The sequence below is a fragment of the Microbacterium sp. SLBN-146 genome (genome assembly GCF_006715145.1).
Classification (GTDB): Bacteria; Actinomycetota; Actinomycetes; order Actinomycetales; family Microbacteriaceae; genus Microbacterium.
Genome location: NZ_VFMR01000001.1, coordinates 1,214,197 through 1,238,795, shown reverse-complemented (window position 1 = coordinate 1,238,795; position 24,599 = coordinate 1,214,197). Strand labels below are relative to the sequence as shown.

General features: G+C 68.1%; 16 protein-coding genes. 8 read left to right on the top strand and 8 right to left on the bottom strand.

Annotation, left to right across the window (positions count from 1 at the left end):
- Positions 1-40: 40 nt before the first annotated feature.
- Complete coding sequence (locus tag FBY39_RS05315) at positions 41-1,288, top strand: serine hydrolase (protein ID WP_260837455.1); 1,248 nt, start codon at positions 41-43, stop codon at positions 1,286-1,288.
- A gap of 66 nt (positions 1,289-1,354) precedes the next feature.
- Here the strand turns inward: FBY39_RS05315 and FBY39_RS05310 are convergent, their stop codons facing one another.
- Genes FBY39_RS05310 through FBY39_RS05295 form a run of 4 tightly spaced genes read right to left on the bottom strand, consistent with a single transcriptional unit; the run spans position 1,355 to position 6,536 of the window.
- Positions 1,355-2,017: a response regulator transcription factor gene (locus tag FBY39_RS05310; RefSeq protein ID WP_141930812.1), complete on the bottom strand. Its 663-nt coding sequence runs from the start codon at positions 2,015-2,017 to the stop codon at positions 1,355-1,357.
- Complete coding sequence (locus tag FBY39_RS05305; protein ID WP_141930810.1) at positions 2,005-3,753, bottom strand: sensor histidine kinase; 1,749 nt, start codon at positions 3,751-3,753, stop codon at positions 2,005-2,007. The genes FBY39_RS05310 and FBY39_RS05305 overlap by 13 nt, the downstream gene beginning before the upstream one ends.
- A 3-nt stretch (positions 3,754-3,756) precedes the next feature.
- Positions 3,757-5,343: a D-alanyl-D-alanine carboxypeptidase/D-alanyl-D-alanine-endopeptidase gene (gene dacB / locus FBY39_RS05300; RefSeq protein ID WP_141930807.1), complete on the bottom strand. Its 1,587-nt coding sequence runs from the start codon at positions 5,341-5,343 to the stop codon at positions 3,757-3,759.
- Complete coding sequence (locus tag FBY39_RS05295) at positions 5,340-6,536, bottom strand: serine hydrolase (RefSeq protein ID WP_160132951.1); 1,197 nt, start codon at positions 6,534-6,536, stop codon at positions 5,340-5,342. Before FBY39_RS05295 ends, dacB begins: the two co-directional genes overlap by 4 nt.
- A gap of 262 nt (positions 6,537-6,798) precedes the next feature.
- Here FBY39_RS05295 and FBY39_RS05290 point away from each other — a divergent pair, with 262 nt between their 5' ends.
- Positions 6,799-7,146 carry a DUF4440 domain-containing protein gene (locus FBY39_RS05290; RefSeq protein WP_141930804.1) on the top strand — a complete coding sequence of 116 codons (348 nt, stop codon included), beginning with the start codon at positions 6,799-6,801 and terminating at the stop codon, positions 7,144-7,146.
- Positions 7,147-7,194: 48 nt separating this feature from the next.
- Here FBY39_RS05290 and FBY39_RS05285 read toward each other — a convergent pair whose 3' ends face one another.
- The 3 genes from FBY39_RS05285 to FBY39_RS05275 all read right to left on the bottom strand — a co-directional run bounded on the left by FBY39_RS05285 (position 7,195) and on the right by FBY39_RS05275 (position 11,937).
- On the bottom strand, positions 7,195-9,852 hold the full coding sequence (locus tag FBY39_RS05285) for a hypothetical protein (RefSeq protein WP_141930803.1): 2,658 nt from the start codon (positions 9,850-9,852) through the stop codon (positions 7,195-7,197).
- An 866-nt stretch (positions 9,853-10,718) separates the two neighbouring features.
- On the bottom strand, positions 10,719-11,231 hold the full coding sequence (locus tag FBY39_RS05280; protein ID WP_141930801.1) for a glycine cleavage system protein R: 513 nt from the start codon (positions 11,229-11,231) through the stop codon (positions 10,719-10,721).
- Positions 11,232-11,277: 46 nt separating this feature from the next.
- Positions 11,278-11,937: a DUF305 domain-containing protein gene (locus FBY39_RS05275; RefSeq protein WP_141930799.1), complete on the bottom strand. Its 660-nt coding sequence runs from the start codon at positions 11,935-11,937 to the stop codon at positions 11,278-11,280.
- 264 nt (positions 11,938-12,201) lie between these two features.
- Here FBY39_RS05275 and FBY39_RS05270 point away from each other — a divergent pair, with 264 nt between their 5' ends.
- Together FBY39_RS05270 and FBY39_RS05265 are read left to right on the top strand one after the other, a co-directional pair.
- Positions 12,202-14,490, top strand: coding sequence for an LVIVD repeat-containing protein (locus tag FBY39_RS05270; RefSeq protein WP_141930797.1), 2,289 nt, complete (start codon positions 12,202-12,204; stop codon positions 14,488-14,490).
- Positions 14,491-14,569: 79 nt separating this feature from the next.
- Entirely contained in the window at positions 14,570-15,904 is a 1,335-nt protein-coding gene (locus tag FBY39_RS05265) for a hypothetical protein (RefSeq protein WP_141930795.1), read from the top strand.
- Between the two features lie 688 nt (positions 15,905-16,592).
- Here FBY39_RS05265 and FBY39_RS05260 read toward each other — a convergent pair.
- Positions 16,593-17,264, bottom strand: a complete 672-nt coding sequence (locus FBY39_RS05260; protein WP_141930793.1) for a DUF305 domain-containing protein — start codon at positions 17,262-17,264, stop codon at positions 16,593-16,595.
- A gap of 253 nt (positions 17,265-17,517) precedes the next feature.
- On the opposite strand from FBY39_RS05260, the gene FBY39_RS05255 reads away from it, so the two are divergent.
- From FBY39_RS05255 to FBY39_RS05240, 4 genes are all read left to right on the top strand, one after another.
- A complete protein-coding gene (locus FBY39_RS05255; RefSeq protein ID WP_160132949.1) occupies positions 17,518-19,764 on the top strand; it encodes an LVIVD repeat-containing protein in 2,247 nt (748 codons plus the stop codon).
- A 132-nt stretch (positions 19,765-19,896) separates the two neighbouring features.
- Complete coding sequence (locus tag FBY39_RS05250; RefSeq protein WP_260837454.1) at positions 19,897-21,063, top strand: polysaccharide deacetylase family protein; 1,167 nt, start codon at positions 19,897-19,899, stop codon at positions 21,061-21,063.
- Positions 21,064-21,397: 334 nt separating this feature from the next.
- Positions 21,398-22,540: a glycosyltransferase gene (locus FBY39_RS05245; protein ID WP_141933915.1), complete on the top strand. Its 1,143-nt coding sequence runs from the start codon at positions 21,398-21,400 to the stop codon at positions 22,538-22,540.
- Between the two features lie 289 nt (positions 22,541-22,829).
- Positions 22,830-24,380 (top strand): sugar transferase, encoded by a 1,551-nt coding sequence (locus tag FBY39_RS05240; RefSeq protein ID WP_260837453.1) that lies wholly within the window; start codon positions 22,830-22,832, stop codon positions 24,378-24,380.
- Positions 24,381-24,599 lie beyond the last annotated feature (219 nt).

Genomic DNA, 24,599 nt, shown 5'->3' with positions numbered 1-24,599 from the left:
ACGGATGCCGCGCGCCTGTGCGGGTCGAGGAGGAAATGTCGTGGCCAGTAGGACGAAGATCGAGAGCTCGGCTCTTCCGAGCACATCACGGATGCCGCGCATCGCGGCTGCCGCGGTTCTGGTGTCGACGCTCGCGCTCGCGGGCTGCGCGGCCCCCGCGGCGGACACAGCCACACCGAGTGCGACTCCGGATGCCGCGGGCACGGCCCTCGACGCGGACGCGCTCGTCGCGACGTTCGAGGAGACGGCAGAGGAGATGCTCGTCCCCGGAGCCGTCATGCTCATCCGCACTCCCGACGAGGAGATCACCTCTGCGTACGGGGTGACGGAATGGAACGGCACGACGCCCGTCACGCTGGACGACCACATCCGAATTGGCTCGAACACCAAGACATGGACGGGCACGGTCATTCTGCAGCTCGTCGAGGAGGGGAAGATCGCCCTCGACGATCCCGTGTCGATGTATCGACCCGATGTGCCCAACGGCGACAACATCACGATCGCCCAGCTGCTCAACATGCGCAGCGGTCTGCACAACTACACGACGACGCTCGAACTCAACACGGCGCTGGATGAGACGCCCGATCGCGTCTGGGATCCGGAAGAGCTCGTCGCGATGGGACTCGCCGAGCCCGTGTACTTCGCACCCGGCGAGGGCTACGAGTACTCGAACACCAACACGGTGCTGCTCGGGTTGATCGCCGAAGACATCGAGGGAAAGCCGATGGACGAGATCGTCCAGGAGCGCCTGATCGAGCCGCTCGGACTCACCGAGACGTCGTACCCCGTCGCGACCGATACGTCGCTCCCGGCGCCGTACCCGCACGGCTACATGTTCTCGAACAACGTCGACACGATGACCGAGCCCTCCCTCTCCGAGGAAGACCTCGCGAAGGCCGCAGCGGGCGAGCTGCTGCCCACGGACCACACGAACGCCAACCCGTCGTGGACATCGGCTGCCGGTGCCGGAATCTCGACGGCATCCGATCTTGCGACCTGGGTGGAGGCACTCGGCGGTGGAGGACTGCTGAGCGACGAGATGCAGCAGGCGCGACTCGACAGCGTCGAGCCGAACGGACAGGGCGGCGACTACGGCTGGGGCCTCGCGCGGATGGGCACGTTCTACGGCCACATCGGTTCGCTTCCGGGCTACAACTCCTTCATGGGCTACGACCCCGAGACCGAGATGACCGTCGTCGTCTGGACGACGCTCGCTCCGGCCGCCGATGGCCGACCGCCGGCACCCATCATCGCCAAGGGCCTGATCGACCTCATGTACGGCGACTGACGGAGATCGCCACGAGCAGGGCCCGGCGCGGGTGAACGGCGCCGGGCCCTCTCAGCGCGCGGTGTCTCAGCGTGGCGACGGCACGGCCGCCTGCAGATACCGGATGACAGCGAGAACACGGCGGTGGTCGTCGGCATCCACCGGCAGACCGAGCGCGTCGTAGATGTTCGACGTGTGCTGAACGACCGCCTTCTCGGTCAGCACGAGCTGAGCGGCGATCGCCGCGTTGCTGCGCCCCTCGGCCATGAGACCCAGCACCTCGATCTGGCGGGGCGTGAGGCGGCCCACGGGAGAGTCGCCACGGCTCGCCCGCGCGACGAGCACCGACACGACCTCGGGGTCGAGGGCCGTCCCTCCCGCAGCGACGCGACGGATGTCGGTCGTGAACGTGCGCACATCGGCGATCCGCTGCTTGAGGAGATACCCGAATCCGCCTCCGCCGTCGAGGAGTTCGACGGCGTACCTCCGCTGCACATGCTGCGAGACGACGACGACGCCGATATCGGGACGCGAGCGTCGGATGCGGATGGCCGCCGCGAGACCCTCGTCGGTGTAGCTCGGTGGCATCCGAATGTCGGTGACCACGAGATCGGGAGAATGCCGCTGCACCTCGCGTTCGAGCTGAACGGCGTCGGTCACGCTCGCGAGCACCTGGAACCCGTCACTGGCCAGGACATGCGCGATCCCCTCACGCAGCAGCACTTCGTCTTCGCCGATCACGACCCGCATGGCAACTCCACTCTCACACTCGTGCCCCGACCGCTGTCGGAGCGGATGTCGATCGAGCCGCGCAGAGCATCGACCCGGTCGGCGAGACCTCTCAGGCCCGTCCCCGACTCCATCCGGGCGCCCCCGACGCCGTCGTCTTCGACCTCGAGGACGAGGCGATCGCTCCCCTGCGTGACGCGCACCTGCACGGCGGATGCCCGCGCATGCTTGACGACATTGGAGAGGGCCTCGGCAAGGATGAAGTAGGCAGTGTGCGCTGTCGACGTCGCGATCGCCGACTCCTCGACCTGCGCGTGGAATGTCGCGGTGATCGGCAGACGGTCCACGAGATCCTCCGTCGCGGCGATGAAGCCCTGCTCGAGCAGGGCGGCCGGCAGGACGTCGTGCACGAGCCGCCGCAGATCGGCCGCCGCGACGTCGATGCCGCGACGGAGGTTCTCGGCGGGAGCGACGGTACTCGCCTCGGCGGGCAGGTTCGCGATGTTCTGCGCCTCTATCGCCAGCAGCACGAGCTGCATCTGGAGGCCGTCGTGGAGATCCCGTGCGATGCGGAAGCGCTCGCGGTCCGCCGCTTCGACGATTCGCACGCGGGAGAGGAGCAGAGCCTCATTGGTCCTGAGCAGCTGGGCGGTCACACGTTCTCGATCCATCGCGATCGCGAGAACCCCCGCCGCGCGGCGCACCGGCCACGGCTCGGCGATCATCCGCGCGTCGTAGTCGATCGCCCCCACGAGGTCGTCGTCGACCCGCACGTGCAGCCACCCGCGTGCAGGGTCCGACCGGACATCGGTCACCTCGAGGCCGTTCTCATCGACGAAGCGATTCGCCCCGGCATCCCAATAGGCGACGCGCAGCGTGCTGTCGCCGAGGGTCGTCGCAAGAGCCCGAGCAACCGCGGGACGGCTGGCTCCGCGGAGCGCGAGCCACTCGCTCAGTGCTTCGAGAGGTGTCGTTCGGGTGAAGCCGCCCAGGAGGACGCCGATCAGGAAGGCGATCGGGATGCCCGCGAGCAGCACTCCCTGCAGCCAGAGGATGAGGATCGGGTCGACACCCAGCGGGAAGAGGACGTTCGCGATCGTCGGCAGAGCCAGCGCCGCGAGGGCACCGTAGGTGAAGAGGGGCAGGAGGATGCGCCGGTGCGCGGCATCCGCCCTCAGGAGCCGCCGCACGAGCACGATCGCCGTCATGATCATGACCGCGAGGCCCAGGGAGCTCTGGGCGAAGGACAGCAGCTCGAACGCGTCTGTTCCCGTGGCGAGCGCTCGCGCCGTGTCGAACCCGATGGAGGTGACGTAGCCGAGGATGACGGCCAAGATCGACAGTCGTCCTCGTACGCGCCCCGAGGGGAACGCGAGGAGAAGGTGCACCGTCACGGACAGCGGGCTGCTCGCGAAGACCGCGTTGATGACGTTGAAGAACGGGGTGTCCAAAGCGCCCGTGCTCACGAGCAGGATCGAGAGCCCACCGATCAGGAGCAGGCCGCCGATCCCGTTCGTCGGTCTCCGCCACCACGCGCACACTCCCGCCGCGACCCATACCCAGAAGAGCGCGACGAACTGCACGAGGGGAACGAGGTTCTCGGTCACCGCCGCACCCACCGAAATCACGATGGCGCCGGCGACTCCGGAGAGGACGCAGATGAAGATCAGTGCGAACTCGAGGGACCCCACGCGGCCACCCTGCAAGCGCCGCGGACTCGGATCGCTGAGCGGGAAGACGGACGTCTGCGATGTCACGGTTCAGTATGCCTGCTGGATGAGGGCGGCGACCTTGCCGACGTCGTCGTTCGCTTCGAAGACACCCTCGAGACCGGGATAGAAGCCCTGATTGACGATGATCGTGAACGCCAGGTGGCGACCGCCGGCGGTGTCCATGACTCCCCCGAGCGTCTTGGTGCTCAGTCGAAGCCGGTCGTTGAACGTGTCGCTCCCCGCGAGCGTGCCGGTCTTCGCGAAGACCTTGCCGGCGGCGGGACTGTCCGTCTGGACGTCGGCGAGCGAGCCGTCCACCCCCAGGATGGGCATCGTGTCACGCCACCCGTCCGCGTCGGGCCGCTCGGCCATGAGGGATTGGATCTGCACGGCATTGGCGGGAGTGATGAGGTTGCCCTCGAGTCCGGACCCGTCGACGAGCGATGCCCCGAGGGTGTCGAGTCCCTCGTCTGCCCAGATCTTCTGAGAGATCCGCATGCCCTTGTTGCAGTCCGTCTCGCCGGCGTCGGCAGCCAACCGGCAGATGAGCGTCTGGGCGCCGCGGTTGTAGCTGATCTTCATGACGTAGGTGACCTCCTCGGAGAGAGGCAGGGATTCGAGCTCGGCGACGGCGGGAAGCGCCTCGACCGCCGCAACGGCGGGGAGCCGATCGGCCGCGTTGGGCGTGACGGGGTCGGCCGTGACGGTCACTCCCGTGCGGGCGAGCGCCTCGATGAAGGCGGTGCGGGCGAAGCTCGCCGTGTCGTCGACCTCCCACACCTTGAGCGCCGGATCGGCATCGGCGTTGACCGTGCCGGAGATGACGATCGTGAACGGATCGTCGGAAGAGATCTCGGGGTTTCCCAGCTTGGCCTCTTCGTCCGGGCCGATGGTGCGCACCCGATTGTCGAGCTTCCACGGCGAGACGGCGGGGGTGAGCTCTGCCGTCGCGCTCTCCCCCTCGGCACTTGGTGTGACCAGGATGTCGAGAAGGTTCTGGTTGATGATCGTCGGAGTGACAGGCTTCCCCGCGAGCGTGCCCGTGAAGAGCCGGTCGTCGATCACGACGTCACCGTCGACCATCGTGATGCCGGCAGCTCGCACCTGGGCGGCGAGATCGTCCAGCCCCGTGAGCGGGTCTTGCGGTGTCAGGGTCGCACCGGGAAGCGGATTCGCGTCGTTGTGGTCGAGGTTCGCGAAGTCGACGGTGCCGTCATCCTTCGTTCGACCACCCATCGTCAGGTCGCCCTGACCGACGAGCACGAGATCGCCGGTCAAGACGCCATTCTCGACGGACCCCGATTGCTTCACGGGCGTCGTGACGGTGTGGTCCGGCCCCCATTTCACCCACGCGGCGCCCGCGCTGTAGGTCTTGACGAACGAGCCGGGCTCCGCCATCTTGTCGCCGTCGAGATCGATGAGAACCTCGCCGGTGTCGAGGTCTTCGACGGAGATGAGCCACCGCCCCGAGGCGTACTGATCCTGGTTCATCACCTCGAGCGCCTCGTCGGGAAGACCGGGGATCCCCGTCACCTCGGACTCGTCGTCCGAGGTGACGGTGCAGCCGACGGTCAGCGCCGCAACGGCGATGATCGCCAGGACGGCAGCTTTGCGTGACACTCTCATCGGACTCATCGGCCCTCTCCTGTCGCGAGAACCTCGGCGAGCGCCCGGAAAGCCGTGTCGGCGGGATGCACGTCGGGCAGGTCTGATTCGTTCATGTAGACGACGATGCTGACGCCCGTGTCGATGTTGTGGAAGGTCGCAGCCGTGAAGCCGACACCTTCGCCGTTGTGCCCCCACCATCCGTTCGTTTCGCCCATGCCGACGGCATAGCGGTCGTAGGGCGGTTTGGGGATCGGGTGTCCGATGCGTCGCAGTTCCTGCGTCTCAGGCTCCAGCAGAGCGCCGGTCGCGAGGACTTCGGCCCATACTCGGCCGTCTTCGAGCGTCGAGAACAGCGAGCCCGCGGCACCGAGGATCGAGGCGTTCTCGACCCGCGGCTCCAGGGCGCCGTCGACCGCGACGTATCCGACGGGATGCGGCTCGGCCCAGTCGGTGACATCCGTGATGTAGGTGGTTCGGCTCTGCCCGAGGGGAGTCAGGATGCGCTCCTGGAGCGCCTCGGCGTAGGACTGACCCGTGACCTCCTCGATCACCGCCCCGAGCAGGTTCGTGTTCGAGTTCGTATAGAGATACTGGCTGCCGGGCGCGAACTGTGCGGGCTTGCCGAGCACGAAGGCGTTCAACTCGTCGAGTGTGTAGATCTTCGTCGGGTCGACCGCGTAGTCCTCGATGAACTCATCGCCGACGTACTCTGCGTTGCCGCTGGACATGTTCGCCAGCTGGAGGAGGGTGATCTGATCACCGTCGGTGACCCCGTCGACGTACTGGTCGAGCGTATCGTCGAGACTCAGCGCGCCTTCGTCGGCCAACGTCAGGAGGAGCGTGACGGTGTACGACTTCGTGATGCTGCGGATCGGCCAGACCATATCGGTCGTCACGGCGAGGTCGTCCTCGATGTTCGCCAGGCCAGCGGCCGTCGTCCACGACCCCTCGCCGGGAATCCAGACTCCGGCCGCAGCGCCCGGCACGTCGTACTCGGTCATGACCTGTTCGAGGGCGTCCTGGAGCCGGGCTTGGAGGTCGGCGGAGAGCTCACCCTCCGGGGCGGCCGGACGGATGGCGGAGGCTGAGGGCGCGGAGCTGCTCTCCTGTCCGGCGCCCCCCGTCGCACCGCTCGCACACCCCGCGATCACCAGGACCGAGAGGGCGAGGGCGGTTATCGCCGAGAGTCGCGACATTCGCGCGACGGCATTCTGGGTCATGATCTCCTCTTCCCCGGGGGGACGGCGCAGCCAGAAGGCCCGCACTGAGAACACACTCGTGGATGACAGGAGGTCGCGACAAGCGACCTGGGTCCCGTCTTCGGGTCCGTCAGGGTGCCGGCGGTGACTGAGGTCGGCGCTGCTCGGGGCGCTGTCCATCACCTCGGGGCGCGAATAGTGCGCCCCGAACGACGGATTGCGCCCCGAGTCGCCCGGGAGGGCGGAGCGGCGAACCGCCGCGCAGGCGGGCACACTTGAGGGCATGGATGCAGCGGACGTACGCGCGGCCGAGGAGGAGCTCCTCACATCCGCCACCCGCCACGACGCGGAGCGGTTGGCGGAGTTGCTGCATCCCGACTTCGAGGAGGTCGGACGGTCTGGCCGACGCTGGAACCGCGCGGACATCATCGCGGCGCTCCTGCAGGAGAGCGACCGCCCCACGCCCCGCACCGACGAGTGGGACGTGCAGGGCATCGCGCCGGACGTGGTGCTCGCGACGTTCCGCGTCGAGGGCCGCGAACGCGCCAGTTGGCACGCGTCGATATGGGTCCTCTTCGAGGGGAAGCCTCGACTCCGCTACCACCAGGGGACTTTCGTCGCCGACGCGTGACACGGAAGAAGCCGGGACGGATGCCACGCACCCGCCCCGACTCCTTCGTCATCCCTCGTCTGACCTCGCCCTGCGCCGGAGTGCCCCGGCGATCACGACGCTGACACCGACGGCCAGCGCCGCGCCACCGGCCACGGGCACCCAGAGGGGCACGTCTCCGCCTCCCGTCGCAGCGAGGGGCAGCCCCGCGACCCGAGCGGTCTCGGTGTCGTCGCCGCACTCTCCCTTGGAGATCGTCCGCCCGCTCTCATCGACGAGGTGCTCGATGAACCCGATCGACCCGCCCCGCGCCGAGGCGGGCACCACGAGCGGCTCACTCTCCTCGACGAGTGGCTGGTCGTCGGGGTACAGGCCGCCCTCGAGCGTCCCGTGCGTCGACTCGACCGTTCCGATGAGCGTCGTGTCGTCGCAGACCGGTGTGCTGCCTTGCCAGGCAAAGACGTGGTACTCGTGGCGTCCTCCTTCGGGCACCCAACCACGCGTTTCGGACGTATCCCAGATCGTGTCTCCGACCTCGACCTTCGCTGCCGAGCCGGCGGTGCGGATCTGCGTCGTGACGTCGACGGTGAACGTCGTCTCCTGGAGGATGCCGCACTGCCCGCGCGCGATGAGCTCTGGTTCCTCACCGTCGACGGGAACCGACCAGAGCGACTCGACCCACAGTGTCTTCGCGTACGTCGACGTCGTCATCTCCGGACCCGGGTATTCGCCGGGCTGCGTGATCGTCTGGCCGGTGTCGGCGTCGGAGAACACGAGGTTCTCCTCGACGCAGACATCCGCGAGATCCTCCGGCGCCTCCGTGGGCACGTCGAAGGCTTCGAACGTCACGACCGCCCCGTTCGCGGGAAGAGTGCCGCCGACGATGGCCGTATCCGATGCCGTGTCATCCGGAACCGTCCCCGCCTGCGCCTTCGTCGAGATCTCGGGCTGCAGAATCTCCTGCGTCTGAGTCGGGTCGACGTACTGCTCGAACTCTTCCCTCACCCAGTCGGCGGTCTCGGCGGGCTGGTCGGCGCGCTGAAGCGACCATCGCCACGTCATGTAGCCCGCGCCCGACGCGACTGCGATGGGAGGATCGTCGATCTCGTAGGCGCCCGGGGCGTCGACCTCGAGGTATCGGGTCGCGACCACGCGGGCACCGGGCGGCAGAACATCGGAGGGCGCGGGGGCCGATCCATCTTCCTTCGCCGGCACATAGAGGTAGTCGCCGCGCAGCGTCACGCCGATGGGCGCACCCTCGCGCTCCAACCACACGCCGCGGTTCTCCACGATGACCGTGTCGGTGGACGGCCCGCTCAACGGGACCGTGCTCGATCCGATCTGCGAGGACAGGTCGAGGTCCATGGGCACGACCGTCGTCTCGTCCGCCATGCCGAATCCATGCCGCCACGCGTAGTCGTCGGCGATGAAAGCGCGTGTCGGAGCGGGAGTCGCCTCAGCGTCGTAGGTCGCAACGAAGGTGTAGATACCGCCAGGGACGAGACCCGCGAACTCTGCCACGGCACTCGCGGCAGGACCCTCAGGCCCCGACAGCACCGCGACCGTCGCGACCTCGGGAGCTCCGGGCGGCGGGTCGTCCGACAGTGCCGGTGCCGCGGCCAACGGTCCGTAGGCAGTGACCTCGAAGGCCACCTCGAATGCCGTGCCGTCGCTCTTCGTGGGCCAGCGGTTGTCGAGTCCTCCCGCGTCGGGCGCGGTCGCGAAAGTCAGGGTGTCGACGAGCTTTCCGTCGGGAGTGATCCGGCCGGTGAGCGTCGTGACGACCGGCTGGAAGGTGACCGAGCGATCCGCCGCGTCTTCTCCGGCGATGGCGAATCCTCCGCCGGCGCGCTCACCGGGTCCCGCGACCCCCTGCTGCCCCGATGTGCGCCACACCCGCACGTTGCCCGCGAACCCCGACGTCACGTCGGCGCGTCCCGTGGCCGAGATCCGGTACCCGGACCCGTCGTCGCTCGGCGGCACACCGCGAACGCGCACATTCTGCCCGTCACGGAGACCCGCCATCGACGAGGTGCCCGTGTCGACGAAGACCCCGTTCACTAGGTCGACGCTCGCGATCGCCGACGCGGGCGACAGCCGCACGGTCGCCGTGCCGTCGTAGTTGTTCGCAGGGTCGATCGAGAAGCTGACCGAACCCGTGCCCGCTCCCGCCGCACCCGCGGTCGTTCCCTCGGTGGCGCTCAGGATCTCCTGAGCACGCGACTGGATCGCGGAAACCGTCGCCGAGCCCACGGTCCTGACGAGCTTCCAGTTGATGAAGCCGTTGAGGTCGCGCGAGCCGTTCCACCCCGATGACCGATACATGGCTTCGGGGTTCGCGAGGTGCTTGACCACGAAGGACACCGCGGAAGCCTGCACGTTGTCCCACGACTGCCCGTACTCGGTCACGACGCGGTTGATCCGGGCGAGGGTGTCACCGGTCACGGTGTTCGATCCGAAGGGTGTCGTGGAGGTCAGCGCGCCCTGCACCCCGCCATCCGTCGTCGAACCCGTCGGATTCGAATGGCCCGGCTCGAAGCAATACGCGATGGAGCCGTCGGGGGCGACGACGCCGCCTTCCCAGCCGATCGAACTCGAGGGCCACGTGCCGAACCCGGGCCCTTGCGCGGCCGCGTTCGCGGCTGAGACGCCGGCGATCCCGCTCACGGACAACGCCGCAGCCGTGACGACTGCCGCCACGGCTCGGCGCCAGCGGCCCGCGAGCATCCGACGCCTGCGCCGATGCCTCACGTGCCTCGCGCCGGGTCTTCTCAGTAGGCTCTCCTCAGTTCCATGCCTGGGCATGCGGTACCTCTCTCAGGTCTCATCTCTTGCGTGGGACGAGGTCGAGGCTGGGGGCTGCCACCCCTGGCCTCGACCGCACGATCGCAGCACGACGTCACGCGCTGCGCTGAGCAGGCGTCGGCGCGTCAACTCCGCGCGGTCCGCCCGCCGGTCAGCGTATTGAGCGACATGCGGGTCGAAGGACCGGGGGCGAGAAGCTGTGGATGACTCACGGTTATCCACAGTGCGCGTGGGGCTCGATGGCCCCAACGGCGACCCGCTTCGAAGGGAACCTCAGCACTCGCTCAAGAGTCGCTCAAATGGTTGTCCGCCGGATGGGGGACACGCTAGCTTTTTCTCAGGGCCCAGTTCGATGCGCTGGGGGATCTTGGCGGATCCGCAGAGACAGGCCCTGCTGGGGAGGACTGGGGGCCTGGGGGTCGCAGAACTTCCCGCCATTCTGGCGGGCGTCCCGGTCGAGCAGTTGGCGCTGCTCGACCGGGACGACCTGAGCCATGCCCGGGTGCCGGACGCCCGCTGGGGACGGACTCGATGCTGGGGACATCTCTGCGGCACTACCTCTGAGAGCGATGGCCTGGGATCAGGCTCGCATGAGGGCGGCGCCGCTGTCCACCCGAAACAGTCGTCCGGGCCCCTGACCGCGGCGGCGGGGAACGCTCGCGATCAGGGGCCGTGACCCGCGGCGCGCGCAAAAAAGCCGGATCCGACGCCCCAGAAGTCGGGTCACCTCGACTCTAGGTCGTCGGACACCCACGCGATAGGGCCGAACCGCGTGTCTCGGCCGACCGTCAGCCGGCGAAAGTCACGTCGACGCGGATCTCCGCCGCGAGTCGCTCGAGCTCCGTGGAGACGGCGTCGAGATCGACGGATGCCGTGACCCTCGCCACGACGGATGCTTCGAACAGGCGCCCGCCCGACATCGCCGCGTCACGCGTCTCCGTCGTCATGCGGTCGATCGACAGCCCGTGCTCCCGCAGGACTCCCGTGATCTCTCGGACGATGCCCGGATGGTCGTTGCCGATCACCTCGAGGACGACCCGCTGTACCGCGTCGTCAGGGCCCGTCTCGGCCGCATGATGGACGGCGACGGTCAGAATTCCCTCAAGCACGTCGAGCGCCGATCGCAGCTCGTCGGCACGGTCTGCGGGGGCGAACACCTCGACGATCCCCGCGAATGCGCCCGACAGCTCGGCCAGCTCGCTTCGTTCCCAGTTGCCGCCATGGTGGGCGATGATGTCGGCCACTTCTGCGACGAGGCCCGCTCGGTCTGCCCCGACGATCGTGAGGACGAGTGTCGTCATGGGCGCCAGCGTAGCGGCCCGCGCCGACACGCGACACGGGACGACATCACGACATCTCGGCGAGCATCTCGTTCATACGGATGATCTCGATGTTCTGATCCGCCTCGATCTCGCGCGCGATCGTGTCGATGGGCGTTTCATTCCCGCCCCCCTCGGCGTAGAGCGTCGTCACCATCGACACGGCTCCCGTGTGGTGCTTGATCATGTACTCGAGGAACAGCCGGTCGAAGTCGTCGCCGCGCGCGGCCTCGAGGTCGGCGAGCTCGGCGTCGGTGAGCAGACCCGGCATGCTCATGTTGTGCTCGCCGTGGGCCTGATCGGGGTCGCGCACGGGCTCACCCCGCTCTTGCAGCCACCGCTCCATGTACTCCATCTCCTGCTCCTGCCCGATCGACATGCGCTCGGCGAGCAACTGGACGCTCTCGTTGTCGGTGCGCTCATCGACGTACCCCGTCATGACGATCGCCTGCGAGTGGTGATGGAGCATGTCGCGGATGAAGTCCACGTCCTGCTGGACGTAGGGCGGAGCGGTCAGTTGGGCCGCCTCCTCCGGGGACAGGGTGCGGTTGGGCTCGCCCGGTCCACCTAGCTGCACGACGGGCGCAGTGGGAAGGACGGGCTGCTCCGGAGCGCCGGTGCAGCCGGCGAGGCTGATCGCGAGCAGTGCAGCGGCCCCCAGAGCCGCAAGCTTCGTCGCTGTCGACATGGGTGGAACCTCTCGGGTGTGGTCGGTCCATCTTGCGCGATACCTAGACGTTTCGCGGCATCCGAAACATAAGCGTTACAGGCAGGGGACTAGCAAATTTTCAGGGAACGTATAGATTCCTCACCATACAACTGCATATTTCCGTTGTAAGCGAAGTGCTCCGACCAGCTTCTCGAAGTTCAGCCGAATGCACTTCAACCTTCACTAGATCCTGACAAATCGCTGATGAGCAACAGAAATCAGAACCAAGAAGGGCATACCTCTATGTACACCCGATCACCTGAGCGCGCGCGCTGGAAGACGCGCGCGTTCGCCGCCGTAGGGGCCATCGCCCTCGGCGTCTCGATGGTCTCCGCCACTTCCATGGCAGCGAGCGCGGACACGGTCGACGTCGACCCCCGCGTCGGGCTGTCGGCCGGCGTCTTCGACGCAGGCCAGGCTGCGAAGAACATCGAGCTGATGTCGACGACGCCCAAGTCCGAGGCATTCAACAACTACAACTCCGACCTCGCCTTCACGGGCAACTACGCCATCTCGGGCAACTACAACGGATTCCAGGTCTACGACATCAGCAACTCGGCAGCGCCGGAGCTGAAGGGAACATTCGTGTGTCCGGGTGGACAGGGCGACGTCTCCGTCTACGGCAACCTGCTGTTCATGTCGGTCGAGTCCTCCCCCGGACGCCTTGACTGTGCCTCGTCGCCGGCCGCTGCTGCCACCGACCCGCAGAACTTCCGCGGTGTGCGCATCTTCGACATCAGCAACATCCTCGCTCCCGTGCAGGTGACGGGCGTCCAGACGTGCCGCGGTTCGCACACGCACACCGTCGTCGAGGACGCTGACGACCCCGACAACGTGTACATCTACGTCTCGGGCACTTCGGGCGTGCGTACCACGACGACGAACGTCCCCGGCGGCTGCACCGACCGCAGCGGCAACACCGTGGCATCGCAGCTCGACGAGAACGGCAACCCGGTCCTCGGATCGCGCTTCCTCGTCGAGGTCATCAAGGTTCCGCTCGCCAACCCGGCAGCTGCCGAGGTCGTCAACAAGGCTCGCCTCTTCACGGATGCCGCGACCGGCAGCCCCGCGGGTCTCTGGCCTGGCGGCAGCCACGGTGAGGGCCTCCAGTCGACGTCGGCCACCGACGCGTGCCACGACATCACCGCCTACCCCGAGATCGGTCTCGCGGCCGGTGCGTGTGAGGGCAACGGTGTCCTGATCGACATCAGCAACCCCGCCGACCCCAAGCGCATCGACGCGGTCACCGACCCGCGCTTCGCGTACTGGCACTCGGCCACGTTCTCGAACGACGGCACGAAGGTCGTCTTCACCGACGAGTGGGGTGGCGGTTCCGGTGCTCGCTGCCGCGCGACCGACCCGCTGAACTGGGGCGCGAACGCGATCTTCGACATCGTCGACGGCAAGCTGCAGTTCAAGAGCTACTACAAGATGCCCGCGCCGCAGACGGCTCAGGAGAACTGTGTCGCTCACAACGGTTCGCTCGTGCCGGTTCCGGGTCGCGACATCATGGTCCAGGCCTGGTACCAGGGTGGTCTCTCGGTGTTCGACTTCACCGACAGCGCCAACCCGAAGGAGATCGCCTTCTTCGACCGTGGCCCCATGAGCCCGACCGCGCTCGTCCTCTCGGGCTACTGGTCGACGTACTGGTACAACGGCGCGATCTTCGGTAACGAGATCGGTCGCGGCTTCGACAGCCTCGCACTGCAGCCGAGCGAGTTCCTGACGGCGAACGAGATCGCAGCCGCCGAGGAAGTGACGGCCGAGTACACGAACGTTCAGGGTCAGGCCCACTTCGAGCACGAGCCGAGCTTCGCTCTGGCGAAGGCTCTCGTGGACCAGGCCGAGCGTGCCGGCACGCTGACCGGTGACGCGCTCGCCGAGACGCGTCTGCAGATCGCCCTCGCAGAGGAGCTGTCCGCCGACCCGCTCAACGAGCCGGCCACCCTCGCCGCCCTCGCGAAGGCCGCCGAAGCAGCAGGCGAAGGCACCGACGCGTCCAACGCGCTCATCGCCCTCGCCGGCAAGCTGTCCGGTGGTTCGATCCCCGTCGAGGCGACAGTGCCCCAGGCTCCGGACGGATCGCTGGCCCTCACGGTCGCCGACTTCGGTGACGGCGTCTCGCTGTCGCAGGCCGAGAACGCGGGAGACCGGTTCGTGTTCGAGGGCGAACTGCCCGACCTCACGGTCACCGACTCGCGCAACGCCCGCCAGGCCGGCGACGGCGGCTGGGCAGTCGCGGGCCGCTCGACGGACCTCACGTCCATCGAAGGTGCCGTCTCGGCCGCCAACCTCGGTTGGTCGCCCGTCGTCAAGACCCCGCGCGCGGGCCTTGCCGCCGGTCCTGAGTCGGTCGTCGAGCTCGACGGAGGAACGGGTCTCTCGCTGACCTCGCGCCTCGCCGATGCGACCACCGACGGCCGTATGGGTTCGGCGACGCTGGGTGCGGGCCTCTTCCTGCACCTGCCCGTCAACACCGACCCGGGCACCTACTCCGGCGCCCTGACGGTGTCGCTGTTCCCCGTCGACTGACAACAGTTCGACAACAAGGCGCGGCCGGCCGGTACCCACCGGTCGGCCGCGCCCCCTTTTGTTTGACAGGATGAATTTCATGGGTCATCGACGCGCGCTCTCCCCCCTCGCCGTCCTCGCCGCTGCCGCGCTCCTCGCCGGCCCCGCGGCCACCGCGTACGCAACACCGGCCGTTCCTGCGCCGACGGTCGTCTTCGCCGGCGCTCCCGCCGACGAGGAGACTCCGACTCCCGCCCCCACCGATTCGACGACGTGGGCGATCGCACCCGGCGGAGCGGACGGTCCCGACGGTCGCGTGTCCCTGCGTCACCGTTTGGATCCGGGCGCGACGGTGGCCGACCAGGTCGTCGTCACCAACTTCTCCGCACGTCCCGCGCTGTTCCGCATCTACGCGAGCGACGGCGTCGTCACCGACGACGGCAACTTTGACCTCATCCCGGCGGAAGAGGCCCCCACCGACGGCGGGTCATGGATTACGCTCGGGCCGCTCGCCGACCTCACCCCCGAGGAGTCGGGTGGATACCAGGTGGAGATCCCCGCGGGCGGGACGCTCACGGTCCCCGTCCAGATATCCGTGCCCGCCGATGCCTCGCCCGGCGACCACCCCGCGGGGATCGTCGCGGAGCTGCTGCAGGCCGGCGACTCCCCCGTGCAGTTCACGACGCGCGTCGGCGTGCGCGCGCACCTCCGCGTCACCGGCGAGGTCGTCGCGAACGTCACCCCGGAGAACTTCACCACGACGTTCCACCCGAACTGGAACCCCTTCGCGCCGGGAACCCTCGAGGTCACCTACGACCTCGCCAACAACGGCAATGTCCGCCTCGGTGCGACGACGTCAACGGATGTCACCGCGCTCTTCGACATCGCGCTCGCCGGCGCCACCGGCGAGGCCCGCGAGATCCTCCCCCGTCAGTCCACGAGCGTGACCGAGACCTTCACGGTCTGGCCGGTCTTCATGACCTTCGGAGAGGTCACGGCCACTCCGACCATCGTGGGCAGCGACGACCCCGTGACGACCGAGCTGACGCCCACGACGACGTCGTTCACCGCATGGACGATCCCGTGGTCGCAGCTCGTCATCCTGGTCATCCTCGCCGCGCTCATCACCTTCATCGTGTGGTCGCGCAAGCGTTCCGAGAGCCGCACGCAGGCGAAGATCGACGCGGCCGTCGCCGCTGCCACGGCCGCGAGCGTCGTGGGCGCAGGAGCGGCATCGACAACGGATGCCGGTACGACTGCCGCCTCTGCGGCGTCGGTCGCCGGTGCCGAAGCGGCCGTCGCTGCCGAGGAGGCCGCCGCGACCCGCGACGCCGTCGCTGCCCAGGAACCCCCGCAGGCGGAGGAGCCCGCGGCATCCGAAGAGCCCGCGCAGGCGGAGGAACCCGTGGCATCCGAGGAGCCCAACCGCTCGTAGGGCGCGTCGCCCGACACCGGGGGCGCACTCTATCCCGCCGGGGCGCACTTTCCGCGCCCCGGCGGGATGCCACGCGCCCCAAGCGGGGAGTGGGGACGTCGTGCCCGCCCCAGAACGTCAGCACGGCCCAAGCCGGGCGGCCGACACTCCAGGCTCCTCGTCCCGCAGAGGCGCACTCCGTCCCCGGGGCGCACCCCATCCCGCCGGGGCGCACAAGCCGCGCCCAGGCACGACGGCACCCGCCCCAAGCGGGGAGTAGGGGGCGTCGTGCCCGCCCCAGAACGACAATCGACGCCTCAGCCCGACAGCACTCGCCCAAAGCCGGTGACCGCCGTCTCGGCATCCGGGGCGCACTCCGTCCCCCGGGGCGCACAAAGCACGCCCCCGCAGGGCGACACACGCCCCGACAGCGCAACACGCGCCCCAAGCTGGCGGCCCCGCGCCCAACGCGACAGCACTCGCCCCAAACCGGGCGACCTACTCCTCGGCATCCGGGGCGCACTCCGTCTTGCCGGGGCGCACAAAGCACGCCCCGACAGCGCAACACGCGCCCCACACCGGCGGCCCCGCGCCCCGGCAGGGCAACACGCGCCCCATGCCGGCAACACGCGCCCCATCCCGGCAACACGCGCCCCACGCCGGCGGCCCCGCTACCGGGTCCTCCCGCGCCCCGAACCGGAGTTCGGGGTCAGCGCATGGCGGCGAGCATCTCCTGCATGCGGGAGATCTCGATGTTCTGATCGGCGTGGATGTGTCCGGCCATGATGTCGAGCTCGGTGTCCTGACCGCCACCCGCCGCGTACAGCTCGTTGACCATCGTGATCGCACCCTGGTGGTGCTTCATCATCGAGGTGAGGAAGAGCTTGTCGAACGCGGCACCGCTCGCGGCCTCGAGTGCCGCGAGCTCGTCGTCGCTCAGCAGTCCCGGCATGTCAGCATTGTGCTCGCCGTGCTGGCTGTCGGGGTCGCGCACGGGCTCGCCGCGTTGCTGCAGCCACGACTCCATGAGGTCCATCTCGGCGGTCTGGCTGAGATCCATGCGCTCGGCGAGAAGCCGGATCTTCTCGTTCGTGGTGCGCTCTTCGACGTATCCCGTCATCACGAGCGCTTGCGAGTGGTGGTGGAGCATGTCGCGCATGAAGGCGACGTCTGCCTCTACATAGGGCGCGTCGGTCATCGCGGCCGCCTCTTCGGGCGAGAGCGTGCGGTTGGGCTCTCCGGGGGCGCCGGGCTGGATGACGGGAACCGTGGGAAGCGGAGCGGATGCTTCGGGCTCGCTCGTGCACGCCGTCAGCCCCAGGGCCATCGCCGCTGCGACGCTCGCGATCAAAAGCCGGACGTGCCGGGCAGGTTTCGCCATGGTGGTGCCTCTCGGGTGGGTCTCCCGCGGTCCATCATGCGCGAAACCACCGATTAAGTGTGCTCGGAAACGTAGATTTAACGCCCCTGTAGCGCTGGTTCTCAGCAAACCTATAGATTCCACTACATACAACTCAATATCCGTGAAGTATGCGATGTGTGGAATCGGTCGATCAACCCTCAACCATTCTGCGCTTCGCCCATAGAAACAACCTGACACATCGATGATGACGTAACGAGAAGGGCACAACCCTATGAGTACACTCACCACCCCGAGATCGCGGTGGAGGACGCGCACGCTTGCAGCCGCAGGCGCCGTCTTCCTCGGGATCTCGATGATGTCGGCGACAACCGCCGTCGCCGACCCGATGCCCACCGATCCACGCGAGGGCCTGTCCGCTGGTCTCTACGACGCCGGAGTCGCAGCCAGCGGTGTCGAGCACCTCGCCACGCTGCAGAAGACCGCGGGCCTCAGCACGAACTCGGACATCGCGTTCAAGGACGACATGGCCATCGTGGGCAACTACAACGGCATCCAGTTCTACGACGTCTCGAACCCGAGCGCCCCCGAGCTGGTCAGCATCCTGAACTGTCCGGGTAGCCAGAACGACGTCTCCGTCGTCGGCAACCTCCTCTTCATGTCGGTCGAGTCGACAGCCGCTCGCTTGGACTGCGTGCCCGGCTCATCGGCGCCCGTCTTCCGCGGCGTCCGCGTCTTCGACATCAGCAACGTGACGAACCCCGTCCAGGTCGCCGCCGTGCAGACCTGCCGTGGCTCGCACACGCACACGGTGCTGCAGGACCCGGATGACACCGAGAACATCTACATCTACGTCTCGGGCACGGCGGGCGTCCGCTCGGCCGAGCAGCTCGCCGGATGCAGCAACGAGACCGCCGAGGCAGCGAACCCCTCGCGCTGGCGCATCGAGGTCATCAAGGTTCCCGTCGCGAACCCGGCAGCGGCTGCGGTCGTGACGGAGTCGCGTCTGTTCGCGGATGCCACGACGGGTCGCGTCGACGGTCTCCAGAACGGCCCGACCGCCGAGAGCCCGCGTCACCCGTCGGGGGCGAACTACTCGCCGAGCCCGAACACCAACGCGTGCCACGACATCACGGTGTACCCCGAGATCGGTCTCGCCGCCGGCGCCTGCCAGGGCAACGGCATCCTGATCGACATCAGCGACCCGGCCAACCCGAAGCGGATCGACGCGGTCGCCGACCCGAACTTCTCGTACTGGCACTCGGCGACGTTCAACAACGACGGCACCAAGGTCATCTTCACCGACGAGTGGGGCGGCGGCGGCGGTGCGTACTGCCAGCCGATCCACCAGTCGAACTGGGGAGCCAACGGCATCTTCGACATCGTCGACGGCAAGCTGAAGTTCGCGAGCTACTACAAGATCCCGAACGTCCAGACGAACCGTGAGAACTGTGTCGCTCACAACGGTTCGCTCGTGCCGGTTCCGGGTCGCGACATCATGGTCCAGGCCTGGTATCAGGGCGGCATGTCGGTGTTCGACTTCACCGACAGCGCCAACCCGAAGGAGATCGCCTTCTTCGACCGCGGCCCGATCAGCGCCACGGCCAACGCGAGCGGCGGCTTCTGGTCGACGTACTGGTACAACGGCAACATCTACGGTTCGGAGCTGACGCGCGGGTTCGACTCGTTCAAGCTCACGCCGAGCGCCTTCCTGACCGAGAACGAGCTTGCCGCTGCCGCCGAGGTCTCCTCGACGCAGACGAACGTTCAGGGTCAGGCCCACTTCGAGCACGAGCCGAGCTTCGCTCTGGCGAAGGCTCTCGTGGACCAGGCCGAGCGTGCCGGCACGCTGACCGGTGACGCGCTCGCCGAGACGCGTCTGCAGATCGCCCTCGCAGAGGAGCTGTCCGCCGACCCGCTCAACGAGCCGGCCACCCTCGCCGCCCTCGCGAAGGCCGCCGAAGCAGCAGGCGAAGGCACCGACGCGTCCAACGCGCTCATCGCCCTCGCCGGCAAGCTCTCGGGCGGGTCCATCCCGGTCGAGGCAACCGTCCCGCAGGCTGCGGACGGGTCGCTGGCCCTCACGGTCGCCGACTTCGGTGACGGCGTCTCGCTGTCGCAGGCCGAGAACGCGGGAGACCGGTTCGTGTTCGAAGGTGAACTGCCCGACCTCACGGTCACCGACTCGCGCAACGCCCGCCAGGCCGGCGACGGCGGCTGGGCAGTCGCGGGCCGCTCGACGGACCTCACCTCCGTCGGCGGATCGGTCGAGGCCGCCAACCTCGGTTGGTCGCCCGTCGTCAAGACCCCGCGTGCGGGCCTTGCCGCCGGTCCTGAGTCGGTCGTCGAGCTCGACGGAGGCCAGGGCCTTGCCCGGACGTCGCGCCTCGCTCACGCGACCGCCGACGGTCGTATGGGTTCGGCGACGCTGGGTGCGGGCCTCTTCCTGCACCTGCCCGTCAACACCGACCCGGGCACCTACTCCGGCGCCCTGACGGTGTCGCTGTTCCCCGTCGACTGACAACAGTTCGACAACAAGCCGCGGCCGGCCGGTACCCACCGGCCGGCCGCGGCCACTCTTTGCGCGGTCCTCGTCATGGCGGCATGACGCGCCCTGCCGCGCGCCACCCGCCGGTACTGGTTGAATATGGCCGTGTCGACGTCTCGCTCCGGCAGACGCGCCGCCCGCGCGACCTCACGTCGTCGCCGCCGCAGCGCCGTCATCGCCATCATCGTGTCTGCAACCGTGCTCGTCGGCGGTGCCGCTGCCGCCTTCGCCATGTCGCGGGCGAGCGTACCGACGACGGCATCCGTGGCGGTCGGAGAGACCGCGACACCGGCCCCGGCGACACCATCGCCCACACCGACGCCGCTGACCCCGCAGGAGCAGTTGCTCGCGTCGACCGACGATCCCGCCGCATGCGTCGTGACGTTCGCGGGCGAGGGTGTGACGGATGCGCCCCAGCTGCAGACGCAGGGGACGCTCTACGCGGGACTTCCGATCCCGGCGAGCGACGGCCGGGTCTTCGCCGGCTGGTACACGACCCCGGAGGATGCCGCGGGGTCCGCCATTGCCGGCCGGGTGAACGGCGCCGACATGGTCGCCTGCACCGATCAGCAGATCACGCTCCACGGTGCGTGGAAGACGCCGGAAGAGAACGCGGCGGAGAACGCGCGGATCCCGATCCTCATGTACCACCAGTTCACGGCGAAGCCCGAGGGCGAGGCCGGGTGGCTCCGCGGCAACTATGCGTACATCGGCGACTTCGACGCGCACATGAACCACATCGCGACGACGGGGTTCTACCTGCCGACGTGGGATGAGCTGAGTGCCTTCATCGACGGGCGTCTCTTCCTCCCCACCCACTCCGTCATCGTGACCGACGACGACGCGGACCAGACGTGGTTCGACCTCGCGGTCCCCGTCGTCGACAAGTACAAGGTGCTCTCCACCTCCTTCATGATCACCGCCTACCGCCAGGATCCGGCCCCGTCGCCCTACGTCCTGCGGCGCTCGCACACGCACGACATGCATCAGGCCGGGGCCAACGGCGACGGCCGCATCGTCAACTGGAGCGTTCCCGAGATCGTCGCCGACATGGAGACGTCGGCGGGAGTCCTGGGCGTCAAGGAGGTCATGGCCTACCCGTACGGCCACTACAACGACACGGCCAAGGAGGGCCTGCGCCAAGCGGGCTGGGAGATGGCGCGCACGATCGAGCCGGGCTACGTCACGATCGGCACTGACAAGCTCGCACTACCGACCGTACGAATCAATTACGGAATGGGCCTGCCCGCGCTCATCAATCTGATCGGATGACGGCGGCCCCGCCTGCGCGTTCTGTAACACGCATTTCATCAAACTGATTCACAACCCCTTGCACTGATCCGTGCCCACAAATATAGGCTGGGCACAGATCGAGCGGGAGACCCGAAGCTTCCGCAGACTCAGCCGGGCCCCCGAAAGCCCGACGAGATCACGCGGAAGACCCGACGCTTCCGCAACCTCGGACGGGGCCCCGAACCCCGGCGAGAGACCGAGCGGGGGAACCGACCCCCGAAGAGAGCAGTGCGACGTGGTGATCGATGACACCCGCGCGTCTCCGACGCGCCAGCGCCCCCGTGGGAGGGGCACCCGAACGCTGTCGATCGCGATGATCGGCACGCGCGGCGTGCCCGCCGCGTACGGAGGATTCGAAACCGCCGTCGAGGAGGTGGGAAAGCGTCTCGCCGAGCGCGGCCACGACGTCGTCGTCTATACGAGGGGCGCCGAAGACCGCAGGAGCGAGTACCTCGGAATGCGGATCGTCCACCTGCCGGCGGTGCCGCAGAAGCAACTCGAGACGCTCTCGCACACCGCCGTGTCGGCTCTTCACGCCGTCGGCCGGGACCGACCCGACGTCGCCTTCGTCTTCAACGCCGCCAACTCCCCCTTCCTGCCGCTGCTGCGGTGGCGCGGCATCCCCGTCGCCCTTCACATGGACGGGCTCGAGTGGCGGCGGTCGAAGTGGGGACCACGCGGCCGCGCCTACTATCGCTGGGCCGAACAGCAGGGTGTCCGCACGGCTGACGCCCTGATCGCGGACGCACCGGGGATCGCGGACTACTACCTTCACCAGTTCGACGCTCCGACGGAGCTCATCCGGTACGGGGCGCCCCTGATCGACGATGTCCCGCACGACCCGATCCGCGCGTGGGACCTCGAGCCCGGCGGCTACCATCTCGTCGTCGCGCGTTTCGAGCCCGAGAACCATGTGCTCGAGATCGTGCAGGGATTCCACGAGAGCGGCTCTCGCCGGAAGCTCGTCGTGGTGGGCGCAGCGCCGTACAGCGCCGAATACACACAGGCGGTGCACGCCGTGGCATCCGCCGACGATCGCATCGTGATGCTGGGCAGGGTCGACGACCAGGCGGCGCTCGACGCCCTCTACGCACACGCGCACACGTATATCCACGGGCACTCCGTCGGAGGAACCAACCCGTCGCTCCTGCGGGCGATGGGGGCGCGGACGGCCGTGATCGCGTACGACGTCGAGTTCAACCGCGAGGTCCTCGACGGCCACGCGTGGCTGTTCGGGAACACGCGAGAGCTCGCGCGCTGCATCGAGTCGGTCGAGCAGAACGGCGAGAGTGTTCGCCGGATGTCGGACGAGGTGCGCGAGCGGGCGGCGTCAGCGTTCCGGTGGGACGACGTGGCCGACCAGTACGAGGACCTCGCGCATCGGCTCGATGCCGGGTACTCGGTCCACGGCGCTGTGCGGTCCGCGCGGCGAGCCGGAGTGGAGTGGCGATTCTGATGAATCGCACGCCAGACGCGGCACCTTCTCGGCCTCAGAAGAACCTGAGCCGAACTTCACGGAAACCGGAGGAAGTTTCTCTTTCCGCCAGGGCGGCGGAGATGTAGCATGACGAATGCGCGTGGCGCTGCAGTGGGATGCGGTGCCGAGTGGAGCTGGGGCTTCACGATTGCGCACTGGGGATTGCGCCACGTCCGGGAAGACGTGCGCAGCACAACACTGGGGACATTTTGGCAATGGCATTTGGGGATGCCCTGCGTAGCGATGCGCGCTTTGGCGGCGATGCATCGTGAGCGCGATCAACCTGAGCGCGGGCACGCTCATCGACTTCGACGCGCCGATCTCTTCGGCGCCGATCTCGGCACCTCGGGCGGTCGACACGAAGCCCGTCCTGACGCTCGTCCCTCGGGTCGAGCCGGCGCTCGAGCGCCGCAGGCAGTGGGAGCGCCGCTTCGCGCGTCGTCTGCGCATCACGGATGCCGTTCTCGTTGCCGCCGTCGTGGCATCCGTCGTGGGCGTCATGATGCTCGTGACCAACGTCTCAGCCGGGGCCTGGATGGTCGCGGGCGTCACGGCCTCGACGTGGCTGCTGATGCTGTCGCTGGGCCGCACCCGCGACTCTGAGGTCCTCGGCTCGGGCACGAGCGAATACAAGCGGGTCGCGCACGCCTCGGCGTACACGTTCGGATTCCTCGCGGTGCTGTTCCTGGTCTTCCAGTGGCAGCAACTGCGCTTCGACCTCCTGATCGCGCTGCCCGTCGGCACTGTCGCGCTTCTCGCCGGCCGCTGGTCGTGGCGCAAGTGGCTCCACCGCCAGCGTGCGTACGGCCTCTACTCGAAGCGCGCGATCGTGACGGGCACCCGCGACGACATCGAGTACGTGCTGCGGACCCTGAGCGAAAGCGGATCCCTCGACTACACGATCGTCGGCACGGCACCCTCGGACGGCTCGCGCGAACGGATCGTCGCGAACGGCATCGCCTACGACGTGCTCGGACCCATGAGCTCCGTCGCCGTCCACGCCCGCGCGCTCGGGGCCGACTCGATCATCGTGGCGAACCGCCCCGACGACGACCCCGAGTTCATCAAGCGCCTCAGCTGGGAGCTCGAGGGCACGGCATCCGAACTCGTCATCTCGAGCCGCATCGCCGACGTCGCCGGGCCCCGCATCTCGCTGCAGCCGCTCGACGGCCTTCCGCTCATCAAGGTGCAGATCCCCGAGTTCGAGGGTGGCCAGCACGCCCTCAAGCGCGCCGTCGACATCGTCTTCGCGGGCCTGGTGATGATCCCGATCGCTCTCGTCGTCATGCCGATCATCGGACTCCTCATCAAGCTCGACGACCGGGGCCCGGTCTTCTTCCGCCAGACCCGCATCGGGCGCGACGGTCAGGAATTCGGCATCCTCAAGTTCCGCACGATGCGCATCGACGCCGAGGAGCAGCTCGCGAAGCTCCAGGCGCAGAACGAGGGCAACGGCGTCCTGTTCAAGATGAAGAAGGACCCGCGCGTCACGCGCATCGGAGCGATCCTGCGCAAGTACTCGATCGACGAGCTGCCGCAGTTCTGGAACGTGCTGCGCGGCGACATGAGCGTCGTAGGCCCGCGGCCACCGCTCCCCCGCGAAGTGCGCGAGTACGACGGCAAGGTGTACCGCCGCCTCTTCATCAAGCCCGGCATCACGGGCCTCTGGCAGGTTTCGGGCCGCAGCGACCTCTCGTGGGAGGAGAGCGTCCGGCTCGACCTCCGCTACGTCGAGAACTGGTCGATCATGAGCGATCTCATGATCATGTGGCGCACAGCGAAGGTCATGGTGGCGCCCAGCGGGGCCGGCGCCTACTGACCTCTACAGACGCGGCCGCGTGGCGGGGTTCCCAAGGCTCCGCCACGCGGTCGTTCCATTCGAGGGCGTCACGCTAACGTGTACCCCAGCGACGCAACGCGCACGGAGACGTACGCTGCCGGGTTGCCGGAAGAGTGCATCTCTCCCGGGTGTCGCGGGGAAGTATCAGACATCGCCTGAGCCGTCTCGATCACGGTAAGCCTGCGGGGGGCAGGAGAA